The sequence below is a fragment of the Sphingomonas sp. DG1-23 genome (assembly GCF_030730875.1).
In the GTDB taxonomy this organism is placed as follows: Bacteria; Pseudomonadota; Alphaproteobacteria; order Sphingomonadales; family Sphingomonadaceae; genus Sphingomonas.
Genome location: NZ_JAVAMA010000002.1, coordinates 301,634 through 317,589, shown reverse-complemented (window position 1 = coordinate 317,589; position 15,956 = coordinate 301,634). Strand labels below are relative to the sequence as shown.

14 protein-coding genes are annotated in these 15,956 nt (G+C 68.6%); 6 read left to right on the top strand and 8 right to left on the bottom strand.

Annotated elements, in window-relative coordinates; genetic code table 11:
* Positions 1-2: 2 nt before the first annotated feature.
* Both Q9Q95_RS04570 and Q9Q95_RS04565 read right to left on the bottom strand, forming a co-directional pair.
* Positions 3-518: an SRPBCC family protein gene (locus Q9Q95_RS04570; RefSeq protein WP_306094276.1), complete on the bottom strand. Its 516-nt coding sequence runs from the start codon at positions 516-518 to the stop codon at positions 3-5.
* Positions 502-861, bottom strand: a complete 360-nt coding sequence (locus Q9Q95_RS04565; RefSeq protein WP_306094273.1) for a helix-turn-helix transcriptional regulator — start codon at positions 859-861, stop codon at positions 502-504. Before Q9Q95_RS04565 ends, Q9Q95_RS04570 begins: the two co-directional genes overlap by 17 nt.
* A gap of 109 nt (positions 862-970) precedes the next feature.
* On the opposite strand from Q9Q95_RS04565, the gene Q9Q95_RS04560 reads away from it, so the two are divergent.
* The 3 genes from Q9Q95_RS04560 to lexA all read left to right on the top strand — a co-directional run bounded on the left by Q9Q95_RS04560 (position 971) and on the right by lexA (position 3,844).
* The gene (locus Q9Q95_RS04560) at positions 971-1,777 is read left to right on the top strand and encodes a hypothetical protein (RefSeq protein ID WP_306094271.1); all 807 of its coding nucleotides are present in this window, start codon (positions 971-973) and stop codon (positions 1,775-1,777) included.
* A 141-nt stretch (positions 1,778-1,918) separates the two neighbouring features.
* Positions 1,919-3,103 (top strand): gephyrin-like molybdotransferase Glp, encoded by a 1,185-nt coding sequence (gene glp, locus Q9Q95_RS04555; protein ID WP_306094270.1) that lies wholly within the window; start codon positions 1,919-1,921, stop codon positions 3,101-3,103.
* A gap of 57 nt (positions 3,104-3,160) precedes the next feature.
* Positions 3,161-3,844: a transcriptional repressor LexA gene (lexA, locus tag Q9Q95_RS04550; RefSeq protein WP_306094267.1), complete on the top strand. Its 684-nt coding sequence runs from the start codon at positions 3,161-3,163 to the stop codon at positions 3,842-3,844.
* A 315-nt stretch (positions 3,845-4,159) separates the two neighbouring features.
* Here the strand turns inward: lexA and Q9Q95_RS04545 are convergent, their stop codons facing one another.
* A complete protein-coding gene (locus tag Q9Q95_RS04545; RefSeq protein ID WP_306094265.1) occupies positions 4,160-6,280 on the bottom strand; it encodes a ComEC/Rec2 family competence protein in 2,121 nt (706 codons plus the stop codon).
* Positions 6,281-6,359: 79 nt separating this feature from the next.
* On the opposite strand from Q9Q95_RS04545, the gene gltX reads away from it, so the two are divergent.
* Both gltX and Q9Q95_RS04535 read left to right on the top strand, forming a co-directional pair.
* The gene (gene gltX, locus Q9Q95_RS04540) at positions 6,360-7,802 is read left to right on the top strand and encodes a glutamate--tRNA ligase (protein WP_306094263.1); all 1,443 of its coding nucleotides are present in this window, start codon (positions 6,360-6,362) and stop codon (positions 7,800-7,802) included.
* Between the two features lie 25 nt (positions 7,803-7,827).
* Positions 7,828-9,111: a citrate synthase gene (locus Q9Q95_RS04535; RefSeq protein WP_306094261.1), complete on the top strand. Its 1,284-nt coding sequence runs from the start codon at positions 7,828-7,830 to the stop codon at positions 9,109-9,111.
* Between the two features lie 244 nt (positions 9,112-9,355).
* On the opposite strand, the gene Q9Q95_RS04530 is transcribed toward Q9Q95_RS04535, so the two are convergent.
* Positions 9,356-10,219: a LysR family transcriptional regulator gene (locus tag Q9Q95_RS04530; RefSeq protein ID WP_306094259.1), complete on the bottom strand. Its 864-nt coding sequence runs from the start codon at positions 10,217-10,219 to the stop codon at positions 9,356-9,358.
* A gap of 126 nt (positions 10,220-10,345) precedes the next feature.
* On the opposite strand from Q9Q95_RS04530, the gene Q9Q95_RS04525 reads away from it, so the two are divergent.
* Positions 10,346-10,666, top strand: coding sequence for a hypothetical protein (locus tag Q9Q95_RS04525; protein WP_306094257.1), 321 nt, complete (start codon positions 10,346-10,348; stop codon positions 10,664-10,666).
* A 39-nt stretch (positions 10,667-10,705) separates the two neighbouring features.
* On the opposite strand, the gene Q9Q95_RS04520 is transcribed toward Q9Q95_RS04525, so the two are convergent.
* The 4 genes from Q9Q95_RS04520 to Q9Q95_RS04505 all read right to left on the bottom strand — a co-directional run bounded on the left by Q9Q95_RS04520 (position 10,706) and on the right by Q9Q95_RS04505 (position 15,825).
* A complete protein-coding gene (locus tag Q9Q95_RS04520; protein WP_306094255.1) occupies positions 10,706-12,103 on the bottom strand; it encodes an ATP-binding protein in 1,398 nt (465 codons plus the stop codon).
* Positions 12,100-13,215: a DUF2336 domain-containing protein gene (locus tag Q9Q95_RS04515; protein WP_306094253.1), complete on the bottom strand. Its 1,116-nt coding sequence runs from the start codon at positions 13,213-13,215 to the stop codon at positions 12,100-12,102. Before Q9Q95_RS04515 ends, Q9Q95_RS04520 begins: the two co-directional genes overlap by 4 nt.
* 35 nt (positions 13,216-13,250) lie before the next feature.
* Positions 13,251-14,426, bottom strand: a complete 1,176-nt coding sequence (locus Q9Q95_RS04510) for a hypothetical protein (RefSeq protein WP_306094250.1) — start codon at positions 14,424-14,426, stop codon at positions 13,251-13,253.
* A 202-nt stretch (positions 14,427-14,628) separates the two neighbouring features.
* Positions 14,629-15,825: a DUF1343 domain-containing protein gene (locus Q9Q95_RS04505; protein WP_306094248.1), complete on the bottom strand. Its 1,197-nt coding sequence runs from the start codon at positions 15,823-15,825 to the stop codon at positions 14,629-14,631.
* Positions 15,826-15,956 lie beyond the last annotated feature (131 nt).

The window sequence follows — 15,956 nt, the reverse complement described above, 5'->3', positions numbered from 1 at the left end:
CATCATGCCCCGTCCGCATTCGCGCCGAGGCTGGCGAGGAGCGCGTCCAGCTGGTCGAACTGCTCGGGCGTCCCGCCTTCCATCCCGACAAAGGCCTCGTCGAGCGCTTCCTTCGAAGGATAAAGTTCCTGAAACGCCAATAAGGTCTTGCCGCCCTGTTCCTCGAAGGTGACGGTGGTCACCGCGCCGTCCGCGCCCTCCTCATTGGTCCATACGAGGCGAGCGTTCGGGACAACCTCGACATATTTGCCGAAGAAGACCAAAGGACTGGCGGCGTCCTGTCCGAACTCGAGCCGGTATTTGCCGCCGGTCCGGACATCCATCTCGCAGGAAAGCAGCGGCACACCCATCGACTTCGGCGCCCACCACCGCATGAACAGCTCGGGCCGGGTCCATGCCTCGAACACGATGCGCACCGGCGCGTCGAAGATCCGCGTGATCACCAGCTCCCGGTCCGACTTGCGTTCGACCCGCGTCGGGCTTTGCGTTGAACGCGAAGCGCTATCTTTCAGGCCCATGACTTTCCTCCCTTGCTTTCAATTCTTCCACGATCTTGTCCAGTTCGTCGAAGCGTGCGGTCCAGAGCTGGCGGTATCCCTCGATCCACGCCATCTCGGCCTGAAGCGCGCGAAGCCCGAGCCTGCAGGTCCGCACGCGTCCGACCTTCTCGGTCGCGACCAGTCCCGCTTTCTCCAGGACCTCGACATGCTTCTTCATGCCGGTCAGGGTCATGTGGAACCGGTCGGCAAGATCGGTGATCGAAGCGTTCCCGCGCCCGAGCCGCTCCAGCACGCCGCGCCTCGTGGCATCCGAGAGCGCGGCGAACGAAGCATCGAGTTGGGCATCGGAAAACTGAACCATCTGGCTCAGTGTTATCATCGCTGTACGCGCACGCAAGGGTCCGAGGAAGCTTGCCCGTCGCCAATTGTTCGTTCAGCCTGGCGAAATAAGGGGTCGCGGGGGATATGGCATGATAGCGTCGCTGGTCGGTGCAATGGCTTTCGCAGCAGACGCGCAGGCGATGCAAACCGCGCAAGCCGCGCGCTGGGCGTTGCGCGCCGATCCTGTGCTTTGCGTGTTGGAACGACATGACGCCGGGTCACGCGCCACTCTGTCGATCCGGACGATCCCGGGCAGCGATGCGTATCTGGTCGCCATCGCTGCCCCCGGCATCAAGAGGCAGGCATCCTATGTGCCGGCGTCCCTGATCTTCGCGCCCTCGCAGAAAGTGTTGAACGGGCGCGCAGATGTCCTGAAGCTCGAGACGGGCATGCGCGCCGTCCGGATGGACGGTGTGGCGCCGGATTTGCTCGGCGATCTTTCGGGCGCCGACACGGTGACGGTGGCGATGCGGTCGGGCGACAGCGCGACGGTGCCGGTCGCGGGCAGCGCGAAGGCTGTCGAAGCGCTTCGTCGTTGCAACGCGGATCAGTTGATCGAATGGGGCGCCGATGCCAGGCAGTTCGCGCCCGGCGGTACGACACCGGTCGCTCTCAGGCATCGGGATGCGTGGTTCTCGAAAAGCGAGTTGCTGAAGGTCAAGGGACAGTCGCGGCAGCTCGACGTCGACGCGGTGTTCCGCGTCGCCGTGTCGCCGGACGGGATGGTCGCAGAGTGCCATTCGTCGAGCGACAAGACCGAGAAGGGCGTGGAAAAGACAGTCTGCGGCATGGTTTTGGGCAAACCGCTCTTCGCTCCGGCCAAAGACGCCGGCGGCCGCGCGGTTCGCGGAGTCGCAACGTTCCGCATCCTGCTGGCGAGCCGGCCAACCCTCTAGGAACAATGCCCGCCGGGATTTCGGGTGGCGTATCGAACCGGTCTGAACGCTCTCGCGCCGATCCATCCGTTCGGGCGCCTCCCGTCTTTCGTCCGTAGCAAAGCCTTGCGCCGCCCCCCTCTCCCGGCAAAGGGTGGGGCGATGACTCGGCTTCTCCCCCTTTCCCAAGCCTGGTCGCGGCTGTTCGCGCTCGCGCCGCAACTACCGGTCGAGCGGGTGGCGATCGCGGCCGCGGCCGGACGCTGGGCGGCGGCCGACCTGCACGCACTGCGCACCCAGCCCTCGGCCGATCTCTCGGCGATGGACGGCTATGCGATCCGCTTCGCCGAATTGCCCGGGCCGTGGCGGGTGGTCGGCGAAAGCGCCGCGGGCCGCGGCTTTGCCGGGCAAGCGGGCCTCGGTGAGGCGGTCCGCATCTTCACCGGTGCACCGCTGCCGCTCGGAACCGACACGGTGATGGTCCAGGAGGAAGCAGCGCGCGATGGCAACACCCTCCGCCTCGCCGGCGAGGGCCCGGCGACCCAAGGCCGCAACGTCCGCCGTCGTGGGCTCGATTTCCGCGAAGGCGATTTGCTGATTCGCGCCGGCGAGCGCCTCACCCCGGCGCGCCTCGCGCTGGCAGGCACCGCCGGCCATGGCCATGTCGCGGTGCGCCGCAAGGTGCGCGTCGCGATCGCGGCGACCGGCGACGAACTGGTCGCGCCGGGCGCCCCGATCGGCGAGGCCCAGCTCCCCGAAACCAATCGGTTGATGCTCGCCGCGCAGCTCGCCGGTCTGCCGGTCGAACTGCTCGATCTCGGTATTCTCCCCGATCGCCGGGAAGTGCTGGAGACCGCCTTCCGCGCCGTCGACGCCGATCTGCTCGTCACCAGCGGCGGCGCCTCGGTCGGCGATCACGATCTCGTCCGCCCCGCGCTCGAGGCCGCTGGCGCGACGATCGACTTCTGGCGGATCGCATTGCGCCCGGGCAAGCCCGTGATGGCGGGCAGGCTCGGCGAGACGGTCGTACTCGGCCTGCCCGGCAATCCGGTCTCGGCATTCGTCACCGCCTTGCTCTTCGTTCGCCCGCTCGTCGCCCACCTCGCCGGCGCCGTGGATCCGCTGCCCGCCACGCGCGCTGCGACCCTCGGCGAGCCGCTCGCTGCCAATGGCGAGCGCACCGACTATCTCCGCGCCGAGATCCGCGACGGCCGCGTCTTCGCCTCGACGCTCCAGGACAGCGCGATGCTCCGGACGCTCGCCCGCGCGACCTGCCTGATCGTCCGTGCGCCGCACGCGCCCGCGGCGCGAACCGGCGACCCGGTGGAGATCCTCGACCTCGCTTGACAAGCCACCGGAACATTGCATAAACGTTCCGTGTCTGTTCTAGACAGGAGGATCTGGATGCTCACGCGCAAGCAGCACGAGCTCATCTGCTTCATTGCCGACCGTTTGGCCGAGACCGGCGTTTCGCCTTCGTTCGAGGAAATGAAGGAAGCGCTCGATCTCAAATCCAAGTCGGGCGTGCACCGGCTGATCAGCGCGCTCGAGGAACGCGAGTTCATCCGCCGCCTGCCCAATCGCGCCCGCGCGCTCGAAGTGCTGCGCGTGCCCGAACGCAGCGACGCCAGGAAGCCGGCGCGCACCGCGGCGCAGCCCGCAACTTTGACAAGTTCGGCCAAGGCGCCGCCGCCCGCGCCGGCCAATGACGTGGTCGAGATTCCGCTCCATGGCCGCATCGCCGCGGGTACTCCGATCGAAGCGCTCGAAGGCTCTACCATGCTTCCGGTTCCCGCCGCATTGCTCGGATCGGGCGAGCATTATGCGCTCGAGGTCGCCGGCGATTCGATGGTCGAGGCCGGCATTCTCGACGGCGATTACGCGCTGATCCGCCGCACCGAGACGGCGCGCGACGGCGAGATCGTCGTCGCCTTGATCGAGGATGCCGAGGCGACGCTCAAATATTTCCGCAAGGAAGGCGCGATGATCCGGCTCGATCCGGCCAATCGCGATTACAGCGCCCAGCGCTATCGTCCCGATCAGGTGCGCGTGCAGGGTCGGCTGGCGGGGCTGTTGCGACGCTACTGACCGGTCGGCGCCGGTCGGCGCCCGGCTGGTTCGCTACGGAGCCCCTGGGGCGAGCGTCAGCTGGCCGAGATCGACGTTCATTTCGCCGGGCTGGCTCTCGGCGCGCCTCGGCTCCGTCGACTGGCTCGATGGCGCGTTCAGCGCGGGCGATCTTTCGCGAGAGACCTTTTGATGGTGTCGGTCCTGCTCCGGCTGCGGATGTCGGGGATCCTCGACGAATATCCGACCTCGACGCCTATGCCGCCGCGGCGAAGCGCGCGCCGCTTATGCGGGCGCTTTCGCCGCGCAATGGCGATCAACGCGCCGACCTGAACGTCACCGGCGATCACCGGGCCGCGCCGGATATGGCGGTTGCACCGTCGGCGGATCGAGCCACGGGTGCCTGCCGCCGCCGCGCACCGTCCGCACCGCCATATCGCCGAAGCGGACCGCCACGCCGCCGGTCCGGGCGAGCGTTTCGCGGTCGAGGCGCAGCCAGCGCGGCGCGCAGCCGGGCGGCAGCCGGCGTTCGCTCACCACGACATCGGCGGTCCGGCACGCCGCGATCATTTCGCGCCACGGCACCAGATAGCCGCTCCGCGTCGCCAGCACCCGCCACCGCCGCGCGCCCGCTGCAACCCCGACGAGGCACAGATCGGGACTGCACCGTGCGTCCGGCGCCTCGGAGAGCAAGGCGAGTTCGGCATCCTCCGCGCCGCTATTCTCGCTCAGCGTCGCGCGCATATAATCGCCGGCACGGTCGCGCAGCAGCGCCATCTCGCCGTTCGCCATCCGGATCGCGAGATGCCGGCCGTCGCCGGTGACCAGCAGATCGGGCGGCGGAGTCAGCAGCGCCCAGCCCAGCCCGAGCGCGAACGGCGCCACCCCTGCCCAGCGCAGCCGCGTCCGCCACAAGGCGATCCACAGCCCGCCTGCGACGATCAGCGCATAGGCGCCGCCCGGCATCGCCGGCAGCGCCGCCACTGCGCCCGGCGCCGACGCAGTCACGTGCGCGAGCCACAGCAACAGATCGAGCGCCCGCGCCGTCAGCCACCAGAACGGCGCGCCGATCCCGATCAGGTCCAGCGCCAGCGCCAGCGCCTCGAGCGGCATGATCACGAAAGTGGTCAGCGGGATCGCGACGATATTGGCGAGCGCGCCATAGACGCCGGCTTTGTGGAAGTGGAACAGCCCGATCGGCATCAGCGCCAGCTCGACCGCCACCCCGGTGAGCAATAGCGAGCCGAGCCCGCGCAGCAATCGCCGCCCGCGTCCCTCCTCGCGTCGCCTGAACCAGCCGCGCACCCGCGGGCTCTCGTGCAAAGCGACGATCGCGGTGACCGCGGCGAAGCTCAGCTGGAAGCTCGGTCCGGCCAGAGCCTCGGGCCAGAGCAGCAGCACGAGGAAGGCACCGGCCGCGACCAGCCGCAGCGTGATCGCCTCGCGCCCGAGACTCAAGGCGAGCAGGACGAGCAAAGCCGCCGCGCACGAACGGATCGTCGGCACCTCGGCGCCGGTCAACAGGGTATAGCCCACCGCGGCCAAGGCTCCCGCCCCGGCTGCGACCAAAGGCAGCCGCCAGCGCAAGGCGAGCGTCGGGCTCAGCGCGAGCAGCCGCAACACCAGCAGCATCGCCGCGGCGGTGACCGCAGTGACGTGGAGGCCCGACACCGAGAGCAGATGCGCGAGGCCCGAACGGCGCATCGCCTCCGAATCCGCCTCGGCGATCGCGCCCTGGTCGCCGGTCGCCAGCGCGCTGGCGACGCCGCCGCCGCTGCCGGCGATCCGCGACTGGATATGCATCGAGAGCCGCGTCCGCAGATCCACACCCGGCGCGGCGGCCGGCCGAACCACCTCGACCGGCGCAAACCCCTTCCCCGTCGCGCCCAGCCCGGCGAACCACGCCACCCGCGCGAAATCATAGGCGCCGGGCACCGCCGCAGCCGGCGGCGGCATCAGCCGCGTGCGCAGCCGGATCACCGCCCCCTGCGCAATCCCCGCCACGGCGTCCGCCCGCGCGAGATTGACCCGCAGCCGCGGCGGAAGATCGGCATGGCCGAGCGGCGCCAGGGTCACCCGCACCATGTCCCGCGCGGGAAGCTGCTCGACTCGTTCGACCCTGGCCGTGACGACGACCACCGCCGGCCGCGCGAGCACCGGCGCCGAGACGCGTTCGCTCCGCCACCAGATCAGCGCGCAGCCCGCCGCCAGCGCGAGTGCGGCGATCGCCACCACCCGCGGCGCCCTGCCTTTGCCCGGCAGCGCGATCGCCACCAGCGCCAGCGCGACTCCGCCGAGCGTGAATCCGATCCAGCGCGCCGCATCGGGCAACAGGAACCACGCCGTGATTCCCGCCCCCAGGACCACCGGCAGCCACAGCACCAGTTGCTCGCGCTCGGCCTCGAGCCATTTCTCTATCGCGGCAATGCCGTGGCGAAACCCAGCCCTCGCCCCCATTTGAAGGGCGGGCAACCCCGTGCTAGGGGCCTCGGCGGCTGAGCTGGCCATCGATTTTACAGTCTGGGAGCACGCGCGGTTGAGCGCAACATCTGATACCGGCGGCAAGCCCGTCGTCACCCGTTTCGCGCCGTCCCCCACCGGGTTCCTCCATATCGGCGGCGCCCGCACGGCCTTGTTCAATTTGCTGTTCGCCCGTCATCATGGCGGCAAGTTCCTGCTGCGGATCGAGGATACCGATCGTGCGCGCTCGACCGAGCCGGCGATCGCGGCGATCCTCGACGGGATGCGCTGGCTCGGCCTCGATTGGGATGGCGACGAAGTCTATCAGTTCGCGCGCGCCGCGCGTCACGCCGAGGTCGCGCATGCGATGCTCGCGGGCGGCCACGCCTATAAATGCTTCGCCACGGCCGAGGAGCTCGAGGCGATGCGGGCGGAGCAGCGCGCCAACAAGCAGCCTTTGCGCTATGACGGCCGCTGGCGCGATCGCGACGAAAGCGAGGCGCCCGAGGGCGCCCCCTTCGTCCTCCGCCTCAAGGCGCCGCGCGAAGGCAGCGTCACGATCCAGGATCAGGTCCAGGGGCCGGTCACCGTCAACAATAGCGAGCTCGACGACATGGTCCTGCTCCGCTCGGACGGCACCCCGACCTATATGCTCGCGGTGGTGGTCGACGATCACGACATGGGCGTCACCCATGTCATCCGCGGCGACGACCATCTCAACAACGCGTTCCGCCAGTTGCCGATCTATCGCGCCATGAACGCGATAGAGGGGGGCTGGGACGAGCCGGTCTATGCGCACATCCCGCTGATCTTCAATCCCGACGGCACCAAGATGTCGAAGCGCAAGAACGCCGTCGCGGTCGATGAGTATCGCGACGATCTCGGGCTGCTTCCCGAGGCGGTTTCCAATTATCTCCTCCGGCTCGGCTGGGGGCATGGCGACGACGAGATCATCAGCCGCGAACAGGCAGTCGAATGGTTCGATCTCGCCGGGGTCGGCAGGAGCCCCTCGCGCTTCGACCTCAAGAAGCTCGAGCATCTCAACGGCCATTATATCCGCGCGACCGACGATTCCCGCCTCACCGGGCTCGTCGCGAAGCGGCTGCCTTTCGAACTTTCGGAATCGCAGTCGACGCTGCTCGAGGCGGCGATGCCTTCGCTGAAGCCGCGCGCGGCCAATCTCAACGAGATTGCCGATGGCGCCATGTTTCTTTTCAGGACACGCCCGCTGGAACTCGACGAGGGGGCCAGGGCTTTGCTCGAAGGCGAGGCGCCCACGCTTTTGTTTCGGATCCATGTCGCGCTTGACGCGGCGGGAAGCTGGGATACGGAGGCGCTCGAAGCGGCGGTACGGACCGTCGCCGGCGATGCGGGAGTCAAGCTCGGCGCGGTCGCGCAGCCTTTGCGCGCCGCATTGGTCGGGCGACGCACCTCTCCGGGCATCTTCGACGTTCTGGCGTTGCTGGGGCGGGAGGAAAGCCTGGCCCGCATCGCCGATCAAATGACCAAGCCCGCCTGATCCGGGCCCAACAAGGACGACGTTTATGAGCGATACCGCGAAGCTTCAGGTTCCGGGTAAGGAAGTCGAATACCCGATCCTCACGGGCAGCGTCGGCCCGGACGTCGTCGACATCCGCAAGCTCTACGCCCAGACCGGCAAGTTCACCTACGATCCCGGCTTCACCTCCACCGCGAGCTGCGAATCGGGGCTGACCTATATCGATGGCGACGAGGGCGTGCTGCTCCATCGCGGCTATCCGATCGGCCAGCTCGCCGAGCAGTCGAGCTTCATGGAAGTCGCGTATCTGCTGCTCAACGGCGAATTGCCGAACGAAAGCGAGCTCGCCAGCTTCAACACCACGATCACCCGCCACACCATGCTGCACGAGCAGCTCGCGACCTTCTATCGCGGCTTCCGTCGCGATGCGCATCCGATGGCGGTGATGTGCGGCGTCGCGGGCGCGCTCTCGGCCTTCTATCACGATTCGACCGACATCACCGATCCCAAGCAGCGCATGATCGCGTCGCACCGGCTGATCGCCAAGATGCCGACGATCGCGGCGATGGCGTACAAATACAGCGTCGGCCAGCCGTTCCTCTATCCCGACAACAGCCTGTCCTACACCGGCAATTTCCTGCGCATGACCTTCGGCGTCCCGGCCGAGGAATATGTCGTCAATCCGGTGATCGAGCGCGCGCTCGACCGCATCTTCATCCTCCACGCCGATCACGAGCAGAACGCCTCGACCTCGACCGTGCGGCTCGCCGGCTCGTCGGGCGCGAACCCGTTCGCGTGCATCGCGGCGGGCATCGCCTGCCTGTGGGGTCCGGCGCATGGCGGCGCCAACGAGGCCGCGCTCAACATGCTGCATGAGATCGGCCGCCCCGAGCGCATCCCCGAGTTCATCGCCCGCGCCAAGGACAAGAACGATCCGTTCCGCCTGATGGGCTTCGGCCATCGCGTCTACAAGAATTACGATCCGCGCGCGACCGTGATGCAAAAGACCGTGCGCGAAGTGTTCGAGGCGCTGAAGGTCAACGATCCGGTGTTCGAAGTCGCACTCCAGCTCGAGGAAATGGCGCTCAAGGACGATTATTTCGTCGAGAAGAAGTTGTTCCCGAACGTCGATTTCTATTCGGGCGTGATCCTGTCGGCGATCGGCTTCCCGACGACGATGTTCACCGCATTGTTCGCGCTCGCCCGCACCGTCGGCTGGGTCGCGCAATGGAACGAGATGATCTCGGATCCCGAGCAGAAGATCGGCCGCCCGCGCCAGCTCTACACCGGCCCCACCCAGCGCGATTATATCCCCGTCGGCCAGCGCTGAGCCTGTTCTGAAAGCCCCTCCCAGGGGCTGAACTCATTTGCCGTCATCCCGGAAGCCGATTTTCTTCAAACCTCTGATTTGATCAGAAAATCGAGCTGTCCGGGATCCACCGTGCCACAAATATCCAGCGGCGCAGTGGATCCCGGACTGCAAGGCTTTCCAACGTAAAACCTGCGGTTTTCCGGGAAAGCCTAACATCCGGGATGACGTACGGGGCTTATTGAATAGGGACCCTGGGAGGGGATCAAACCTCGCCTTCGATCCAGTCCCGAAACGCCGCCATCGCCGGGCTCGGCACCCGCGACTTGAGCCAGGTCAGCCAATAGCGCCCCGTCGCCACTTCGAGCGCGAACGGCCGCACCAGCGCCCCGTCGTCCAATGCCCGGCCCAGCATCGCTGCCGGTGCCAGCGCCACGCCCGCCCCCTGCATCGCCGCCTCGGCCATCGCCAGCGACGAATCGAATACCGGCCCCTTCAGCGTCGGCGCCGCGACTCCGGCCGCCTCGAACCAGCGCTGCCATTCGTCGGCACGATAGGAACGCAGCAGCGGCGCCCTCAATAAGTCCTCCGGCTCGCCAAGTCCTCGCGCCAGCGCCGGCGTGCACAAGGGAGTCAATGGCGCCGCGATCAGCGGCACGGCCTCGGTCGCATGCCACGCGCCGTCGCCGAAGCGGATCGCCAGATCGAGCCCCTCGCCCGCCAGGTCGACCCGGTTGTTGTTGGTGAACAGCCGCAGATCGACTCGCGGATGCGCGGCGCGGAACGCCGGCAGCCGCGGCAGCAGCCAGCCGGTGGCGAAGGTCCCCACCGCCGCCACCGACAGCAATTGCGTCGCCTCGCCGCCGGCGATCCCCTCGACCAGTTCGGCGATCCGATCGAAGCTCTCGGCCAAAGCCGGCTGGAGCGCCACGCCTTCATCGGTCAGCGCCAGCCCGCGCGGCAGCCGGCGAAACAATTGCACGCCCAGCCGCGTCTCCAGCGCCTTGATCTGGTGGCTCACCGCTGCCTGGGTCACGCACAATTCGATCGCGGCGCGGGTGAAGGAAAGATGGCGTGCCGAGGCCTCGAACGCACGCAGGGCATTGAGCGGCAGATGCGGGCGAACCATCGCCGGGGCATAAGCCGAACCAATGGCCGAGGCCAGAACCTGTACCGGAGACTACAAGTCGATTCAGCAACGCGAAGCGTAATGCCGGCTAATCTTCGGTCTGCGGGATAAAGAGAGGACCCTGTGATGAAGATTGCCAAGATCATCGCCGCCGCCGCGCTCGCCGTCACCGGCATCGCCGGCACCACCGCCAGCGCCGCGCCGGTTACCGTCGTCAGCGCGAGCGCCGCCGTTCAGGATTATGGTTATGGCTATCGCGACGGCTATCGCTATCGCGACCGCGACCGTTGGGAGCGTCGCGATCGCTGGGACCGCCGCGATCGGCGCCATTGGGATCGCGGACGCGGCTATGACCGCGGTCGTTATTATCGCGGCCACCGTGCGCGCCGCGTCTGCTGGAACGAATGGCGCCGCGGCCACCGCGTGACCGTCTGCCGCCGTCGCTGACCATAATGAGGCGCCTGCCGGTCCCGGCGGGCGCCTCGCTCACCCCCGCCAGGGGAGCGAGAAGACGAACCGCGCGCCCATCCCCGGCGCGCTGTCGACGCTGAGGTCGCCGCCCATCGCCCGGGCAAGCCGCCGCGCGATATACAGGCCGAGGCCCGAGCCGCCCGGCTCGCTGTCGTCGACCCGGCCGAACTTCTCGAAGATCCGGGCCTGATCCTCCAGTGCGATGCCCTTGCCCTGATCGGCGACGATCACGCAGGCCTTGTCGCCGTCGCGCTCGAGCCGGATCCACACCATCGCCTCGGGCGGCGAATAGCGCACCGCATTGCCGATCAGATTGACCAGAACCTGCAGCGCACGGCGGAATTCGCCGGTCGCCGGCAAGGTCTCGTCGGCCGCCGGCCTGTCGATCCGGACTTCGGATTGCGCCGCACGCACGCCGAGCAGTCCCGATGCCCGCCGCGCCACGTCGGCGAGGTCGATCGGCTCGAGCGCAATCGCGAAATCCTCGCGCTCGATCGCCTGCAGGTCGACCAGGTCCTCGACCAGCCCGAGCAGGTGCCGGCCGGCATTGGCGATGTCGCTGGCATATTCGGCATAATCAGGCTTGAGCGGCCCATCGAGCTGCGCGCTGATGCTGTCGGCATTGGCGATGATCTTGCCGAGCGGGCCGCGCAGCGCGCGATCGAGCCGTTGGCTGAACGAATCGGGAAACCCGCCGAACGCCGCCGCGGGTGCCGGCAAGGGCGCGTCGGGACCGGGCCCGGGCGGCAGCGGCGCGTCGAGCATGTGCGTCGCGCCGACAAAGCCTGCAAAGCGCCCGCCAGGGTCGCTGCGCGGCGTCGCGGCGAGCCGCGCCATCCGCCCGGTGCCGCGGATCTCGGCCTTCTGCCCGTCGAACTGCGCCTGCGCCGCGACCGCGTCGAGGATCGGCAGATTGCCGCTCTCGTCCTGCTCGAGCCGGAACAACCGGGTCAGCGGCTGGCCCAGCATCGCGCTCGACTCGAAGCCATAGCGGTCGCCCGCCTCGATCGACAGGAAGGTGATGCGCAGCGACGCGTCGGTTTCCCACAGCCAGTCGGCGGCCGAGCGGAAGAAATCGCCTTCGCGCTCGAATTCGCTCGCAGTCGCGCGCCACGCGGGGCGCTGCCGCCAGCCGCTCACTTCGAGCCGCACCCCGCCCTCCTCGGGCTCGGCGCGGACCCACAAATCGAGATCGTCGTCGCCATCGGCGGCAACCACGTTGCGCGAGATCGCAATGCCCAGCCGCTGCGCCAGCCGCGCCAGCGTGGCGATCTGCGGCACCGCCAGCGGCGCGCCGGGTTCGCCGCCCGCCCGCGCATTGAGCTCGGCCAGCCGCGGCTCGGCGTCGACCAGCCGTCCCTCGCGGTCGAGCCGTCCGCAGGCGACGGGAAGCGCGCGATCGATCGCGTTCATGCCGCTCTCGTCCCGGCCAGAGCCAACATCGCCGCACGATAATCGGGGTCGAGGCGCAGCGGCGCGATCGCCGCGCGCGCGTCCTCGACCGGGATCGCCACGATCGAATCGAGCCGGTCGGCGAAACGCTCGACGTCGCGACGCGGATCGGCCTCGCAGAGCGCGAAACCGATCTGCGCGATCGTCGCGCGGCCCAGATCGAGCGCGCGCAGCCCCAGCCACAGCCGGTCGGCGGTCGAATCGAGCACGATCTCGCGGGCGAGCGGGTACCCGACCCCCAAGGCATGCGCGAACAATGCGATGAACAATACGATCCGCCGGTCGCCCAGCGCCTCGACCAGCAACTGCGGCAATTCCCCCACCGGCGCGTCGATCGCCGCGGCGAAGCGCATCGCCGCCGCCTCGAGCCGCCCACCTTCGTCATACGCCGCGAGGCTGCGCTGCGCCGCGTCCGAGAGAGCGCGGTCGAGCACCGGAAGCGCGCCGTCGGCCATGTCGCCGATGCGTTCGCGGAGTGCCGCCGAAACCCACCAGACCAGCCGGTGGTGCAGCTCGGCGGGCAAGTCGGTATAGGTCAATTGTGCCACATCGGGACCGGCGCGGCGCCGGCTCTCCGCCACCAGCACTGCCATCGCCCCGCCGGCGCGCGCGCGATCGGGATCCTGAACGAATCGATTGACGAGGCTCGGCCGCCGCGGATCCTCCGGCGCGTTCATCGGCAGCGCCGCGGCGAGCGCGTCCTGCCGCACCCGCGCGATCAGCTCTGCCATCAGCGCCGAATCGCGCAACAGCCCCGAAAGGAACAGCCGCTCGAACACGCCCGCCTCGGTGCGCAGCACCGACGCCGCCAGCCGGCTCTCGCCGCGGCCGCTCAGTATCTGCGCGCCCTGTTCGCGGATGTCCGCCTCGATCGTGTCGATCAGCGCCCGCAGCAATTGCGCCAGCGCGATGCGCGTCCGCTCGTCGAGTCGCGCCTCGTCGGGAAGGAAGAAATCCTCGATCGCCACCGCCAGTCCACGCGGGACGCGCGTCTCCGCAGCCGTCGCGGACGCGAGCAGCGGGGTGGCGCCGCCATTGGCGCCGGGGTTTATGTCGACGGGGTTATCCGACATCGACCTCTAACTAGCGGAATGTCCTTAAAGCGAAGCTAAGCTTTTTCGCGGGTGCCCTCAACCGCTCCGGCGAGCGTCAGGAACGCATAGAGCGCGACCGCGGCGAGTCCGAACTGGACGATTCCGGCCAGGGCGAAGGGTGTGAGCAGCAGCAGATGCGCCGAAGGGCTCGCCCACCAGCGCCGGTGGCGCGACGGTGCGCGCTCGATCAGCAACTGCGCCGCCAGCGCCACGAGCGCCAGCACGAGCGGCGTGGTGGTATCGAGCCGCGCCCGCTCCATCCAGCCGCAGCCCAAAGCGACTCCGCCGAACAGCAACAGCAGCGCCCATTCGACCCCGCGGGCCCGGCGTTCCTCGCCGCGCAGCGCTGCCATTGCCCCGCCGGTCGCCAGCGTGGCCGCAGAGAGCAGGGAGACGATCAGCCCGGTGCCTTCCCAATCATAGCCGATCGCGCCGAGCGAAAGCAGCGCGAGCACGCCACCGATCGCGAGCAATCCCCAGGCGGGGAAATTGCGCGAGACCAATTCGGGCAGCGCCATCCGCGCGATGCGGGTGAACACCCAGCGATCGGCCCAGTCGATCCGGCGCTCGGTCAGCGCGGCGAGCACTCCGGTGTTGCGCGCGGCCAGGCCTTCGGCGCTGTGCTCGACGGCATGACCGCCGCGCAGCCAGCTCGCCGTCAGCGGAATATGCTCGGCGCCCGATTGCGCCGCGACGCGGAGCAATGCCGACTGGAAGTCGTAATCCTCGGGCATCTGCGCGATCTGGCCGAGCTGGCCGACCGAGATTCGCGCCACCCCCGCCCAGCAATCGCGCATGTCGAGCCGCTCGATCGCGGCGGGCGAGCCGGCATCGTCGGTGACCAGCAAGGCCTCTGGGCCTTCATGCCCCATCCGGTCCATCACCGGATCGGTGGTGACCAGCCCGTCGGCCATCACCAATACCCGCGCGCCTTCCTCGATCTTCTCGGCGGCTTCCTCGGCAGAGCGCACGATCTCGACGCCGACTTCGCCTTTCCCCGCGCGGCCGACCGCGGCGAGCAACGCCGGCGTCATCCGCCCGACCGCGACCAGCACTTGCTCGGCCCCCGCGCCGACGAGCAGCCGCACCTGATATTCGAGCAAGGTCATGCCGCCGAACGGCAATGTCGCGACGAGCGTCCCCGGACGGTCGTTCGCTTCCTCGATCGCAAAAATAAGCCCCGCCAGCATGGAGGGGTGGTTAGGCGGATTGCGCGCCCCGCGCAATTCCTCCCCGAGCTTGCTCGGGGAGGGGGACCGCGCTCGCAGGGCGTGGTGGAGGGGCGAGCCGAAGGCGCGGCTCTCGCACGCCGCGAAGGACACCGCCGCTGCGCGGCGCCCCTCCACCAGCTTCGCTGGTCCCCCTCCCCGAGCAAAGCTCGGGGAGGAATTCTCAATACAACAGAAAACCCCGCCGCGCCTCGGCCCAGGCCGCTTCGTCCGGCAGAGTGATCGCGTCGAGATCGCCCGCTTCCGCTCCGGCATCGTCGACCCATTCGCGCAGTCCCGGGCCGCCGTTGATCACGTCGATCGCCAGCTTGTCGAAGACATATTCGTACGGGAAATCGCGCCACAGAGCATAATCGGGATATAGCCGCCGGACAGCCTTGAACCCCAGCGCCTGCAGCCGCCACGGGCGGAACGCCGCATGATCGTAAGCCGGCCCCTCGGCGTGGAGGAACACGCCCGAGCAAAGCTGCCCGACATGCTTGTGGAAGGTCGGCTGGAACCAGAAGTCGCGCAGCGTGCAGCCGGCGAGCCAGTCGGGCGCAAGGCGGCGCATCTCGGCGATCACCGCCTTCGCGTCCACGTCCGGCGCGCCGAACAATTCGAGCGGCCGCGTCGTCCCCCGCCCCTCGGACAGGGTCGTGCCCTCTATCATCACCGTGCCGGCATAAGCGCGCGCCATGTTGACGTTGGCGGCGTTGGGGCTCGGATTGATCCACGGCCGCTCGGCGGGCCAACCGAAGCCCGGCCCGGCGTCGGGCGCCCAGCCCTCCATCGCGATCACGCGATAGGGCAGGTCGAGCTTGAAATGGTCGATGAACCAAGCGCCCATTTCGCCCAGCGTCATGCCGTGGCGCATCGGCATCGGCCCTGCGCCGACGAAGCTCTCCCAGCCGGGCAGCAGGGTCAGCCCCTCGATCGGGCGCCCCGCCGGATTGGGCCGGTCGAGCACCCACACTTCCTTGCCGTGCGCCGCCGCCGCCTCGAGCACGTAGAGCAGGGTGGTGACGAAGGTGTAGATCCGGCACCCGACATCCTGCAGGTCGATCAGGATGACGTCGAACGTTCCCATCGATTGCCCGGTCGGCCGCCGCACCTCGCCGTACAAGCTGAACACCGGCATGCCATAGCTCGGATCGGTATAATCGGGCGACTCCATCATATTGTCCTGCAGATCGCCGCGCACGCCGTGCTGCGGGCCGAACACCGCCGAGACATTAACCCCGCTGGCCACCAGTGCGTCGAGCGAATGAGTCAGGTCCGCGGTCACCGACGCAGGATGCGCGAGCAACGCGACGCGCTTGCCTTCGAGAGGTTGGCGAAGTTCAGGACTCGCAAGGAGCCGATCGATACCGAAAAGCATGCCAGCGAGGTGCCGGGAGTCGTCGCGCGACGCAAGCCGGATCGTCGCGTGTTTGCGCCCCCTCCCCTTTTCGTCGCCCCGGCCTCGTGCCGGGGTCCACGGCGCCGCGATCGATTCGCTCTCGCTCGCGG

Coding starts and splice junctions, on each gene's coding strand:
- Q9Q95_RS04570 (WP_306094276.1), bottom strand. CDS start 518: ATGGGCCTGAAAGATAGCGCTTCGCGTTCAACGCAAAGCCCGACGCGG.
- Q9Q95_RS04565 (WP_306094273.1), bottom strand. CDS start 861: ATGGTTCAGTTTTCCGATGCCCAACTCGATGCTTCGTTCGCCGCGCTC.
- Q9Q95_RS04560 (WP_306094271.1), top strand. CDS start 971: ATGATAGCGTCGCTGGTCGGTGCAATGGCTTTCGCAGCAGACGCGCAG.
- glp (WP_306094270.1), top strand. CDS start 1,919: ATGACTCGGCTTCTCCCCCTTTCCCAAGCCTGGTCGCGGCTGTTCGCG.
- lexA (WP_306094267.1), top strand. CDS start 3,161: ATGCTCACGCGCAAGCAGCACGAGCTCATCTGCTTCATTGCCGACCGT.
- Q9Q95_RS04545 (WP_306094265.1), bottom strand. CDS start 6,280: ATGGGGGCGAGGGCTGGGTTTCGCCACGGCATTGCCGCGATAGAGAAA.
- Q9Q95_RS04535 (WP_306094261.1), top strand. CDS start 7,828: ATGAGCGATACCGCGAAGCTTCAGGTTCCGGGTAAGGAAGTCGAATAC.
- Q9Q95_RS04530 (WP_306094259.1), bottom strand. CDS start 10,219: ATGGTTCGCCCGCATCTGCCGCTCAATGCCCTGCGTGCGTTCGAGGCC.
- Q9Q95_RS04525 (WP_306094257.1), top strand. CDS start 10,346: ATGAAGATTGCCAAGATCATCGCCGCCGCCGCGCTCGCCGTCACCGGC.
- Q9Q95_RS04520 (WP_306094255.1), bottom strand. CDS start 12,103: ATGAACGCGATCGATCGCGCGCTTCCCGTCGCCTGCGGACGGCTCGAC.
- Q9Q95_RS04515 (WP_306094253.1), bottom strand. CDS start 13,215: ATGTCGGATAACCCCGTCGACATAAACCCCGGCGCCAATGGCGGCGCC.
- Q9Q95_RS04510 (WP_306094250.1), bottom strand. CDS start 14,426: ATGCTGGCGGGGCTTATTTTTGCGATCGAGGAAGCGAACGACCGTCCG.
- Q9Q95_RS04505 (WP_306094248.1), bottom strand. CDS start 15,825: ATGCTTTTCGGTATCGATCGGCTCCTTGCGAGTCCTGAACTTCGCCAA.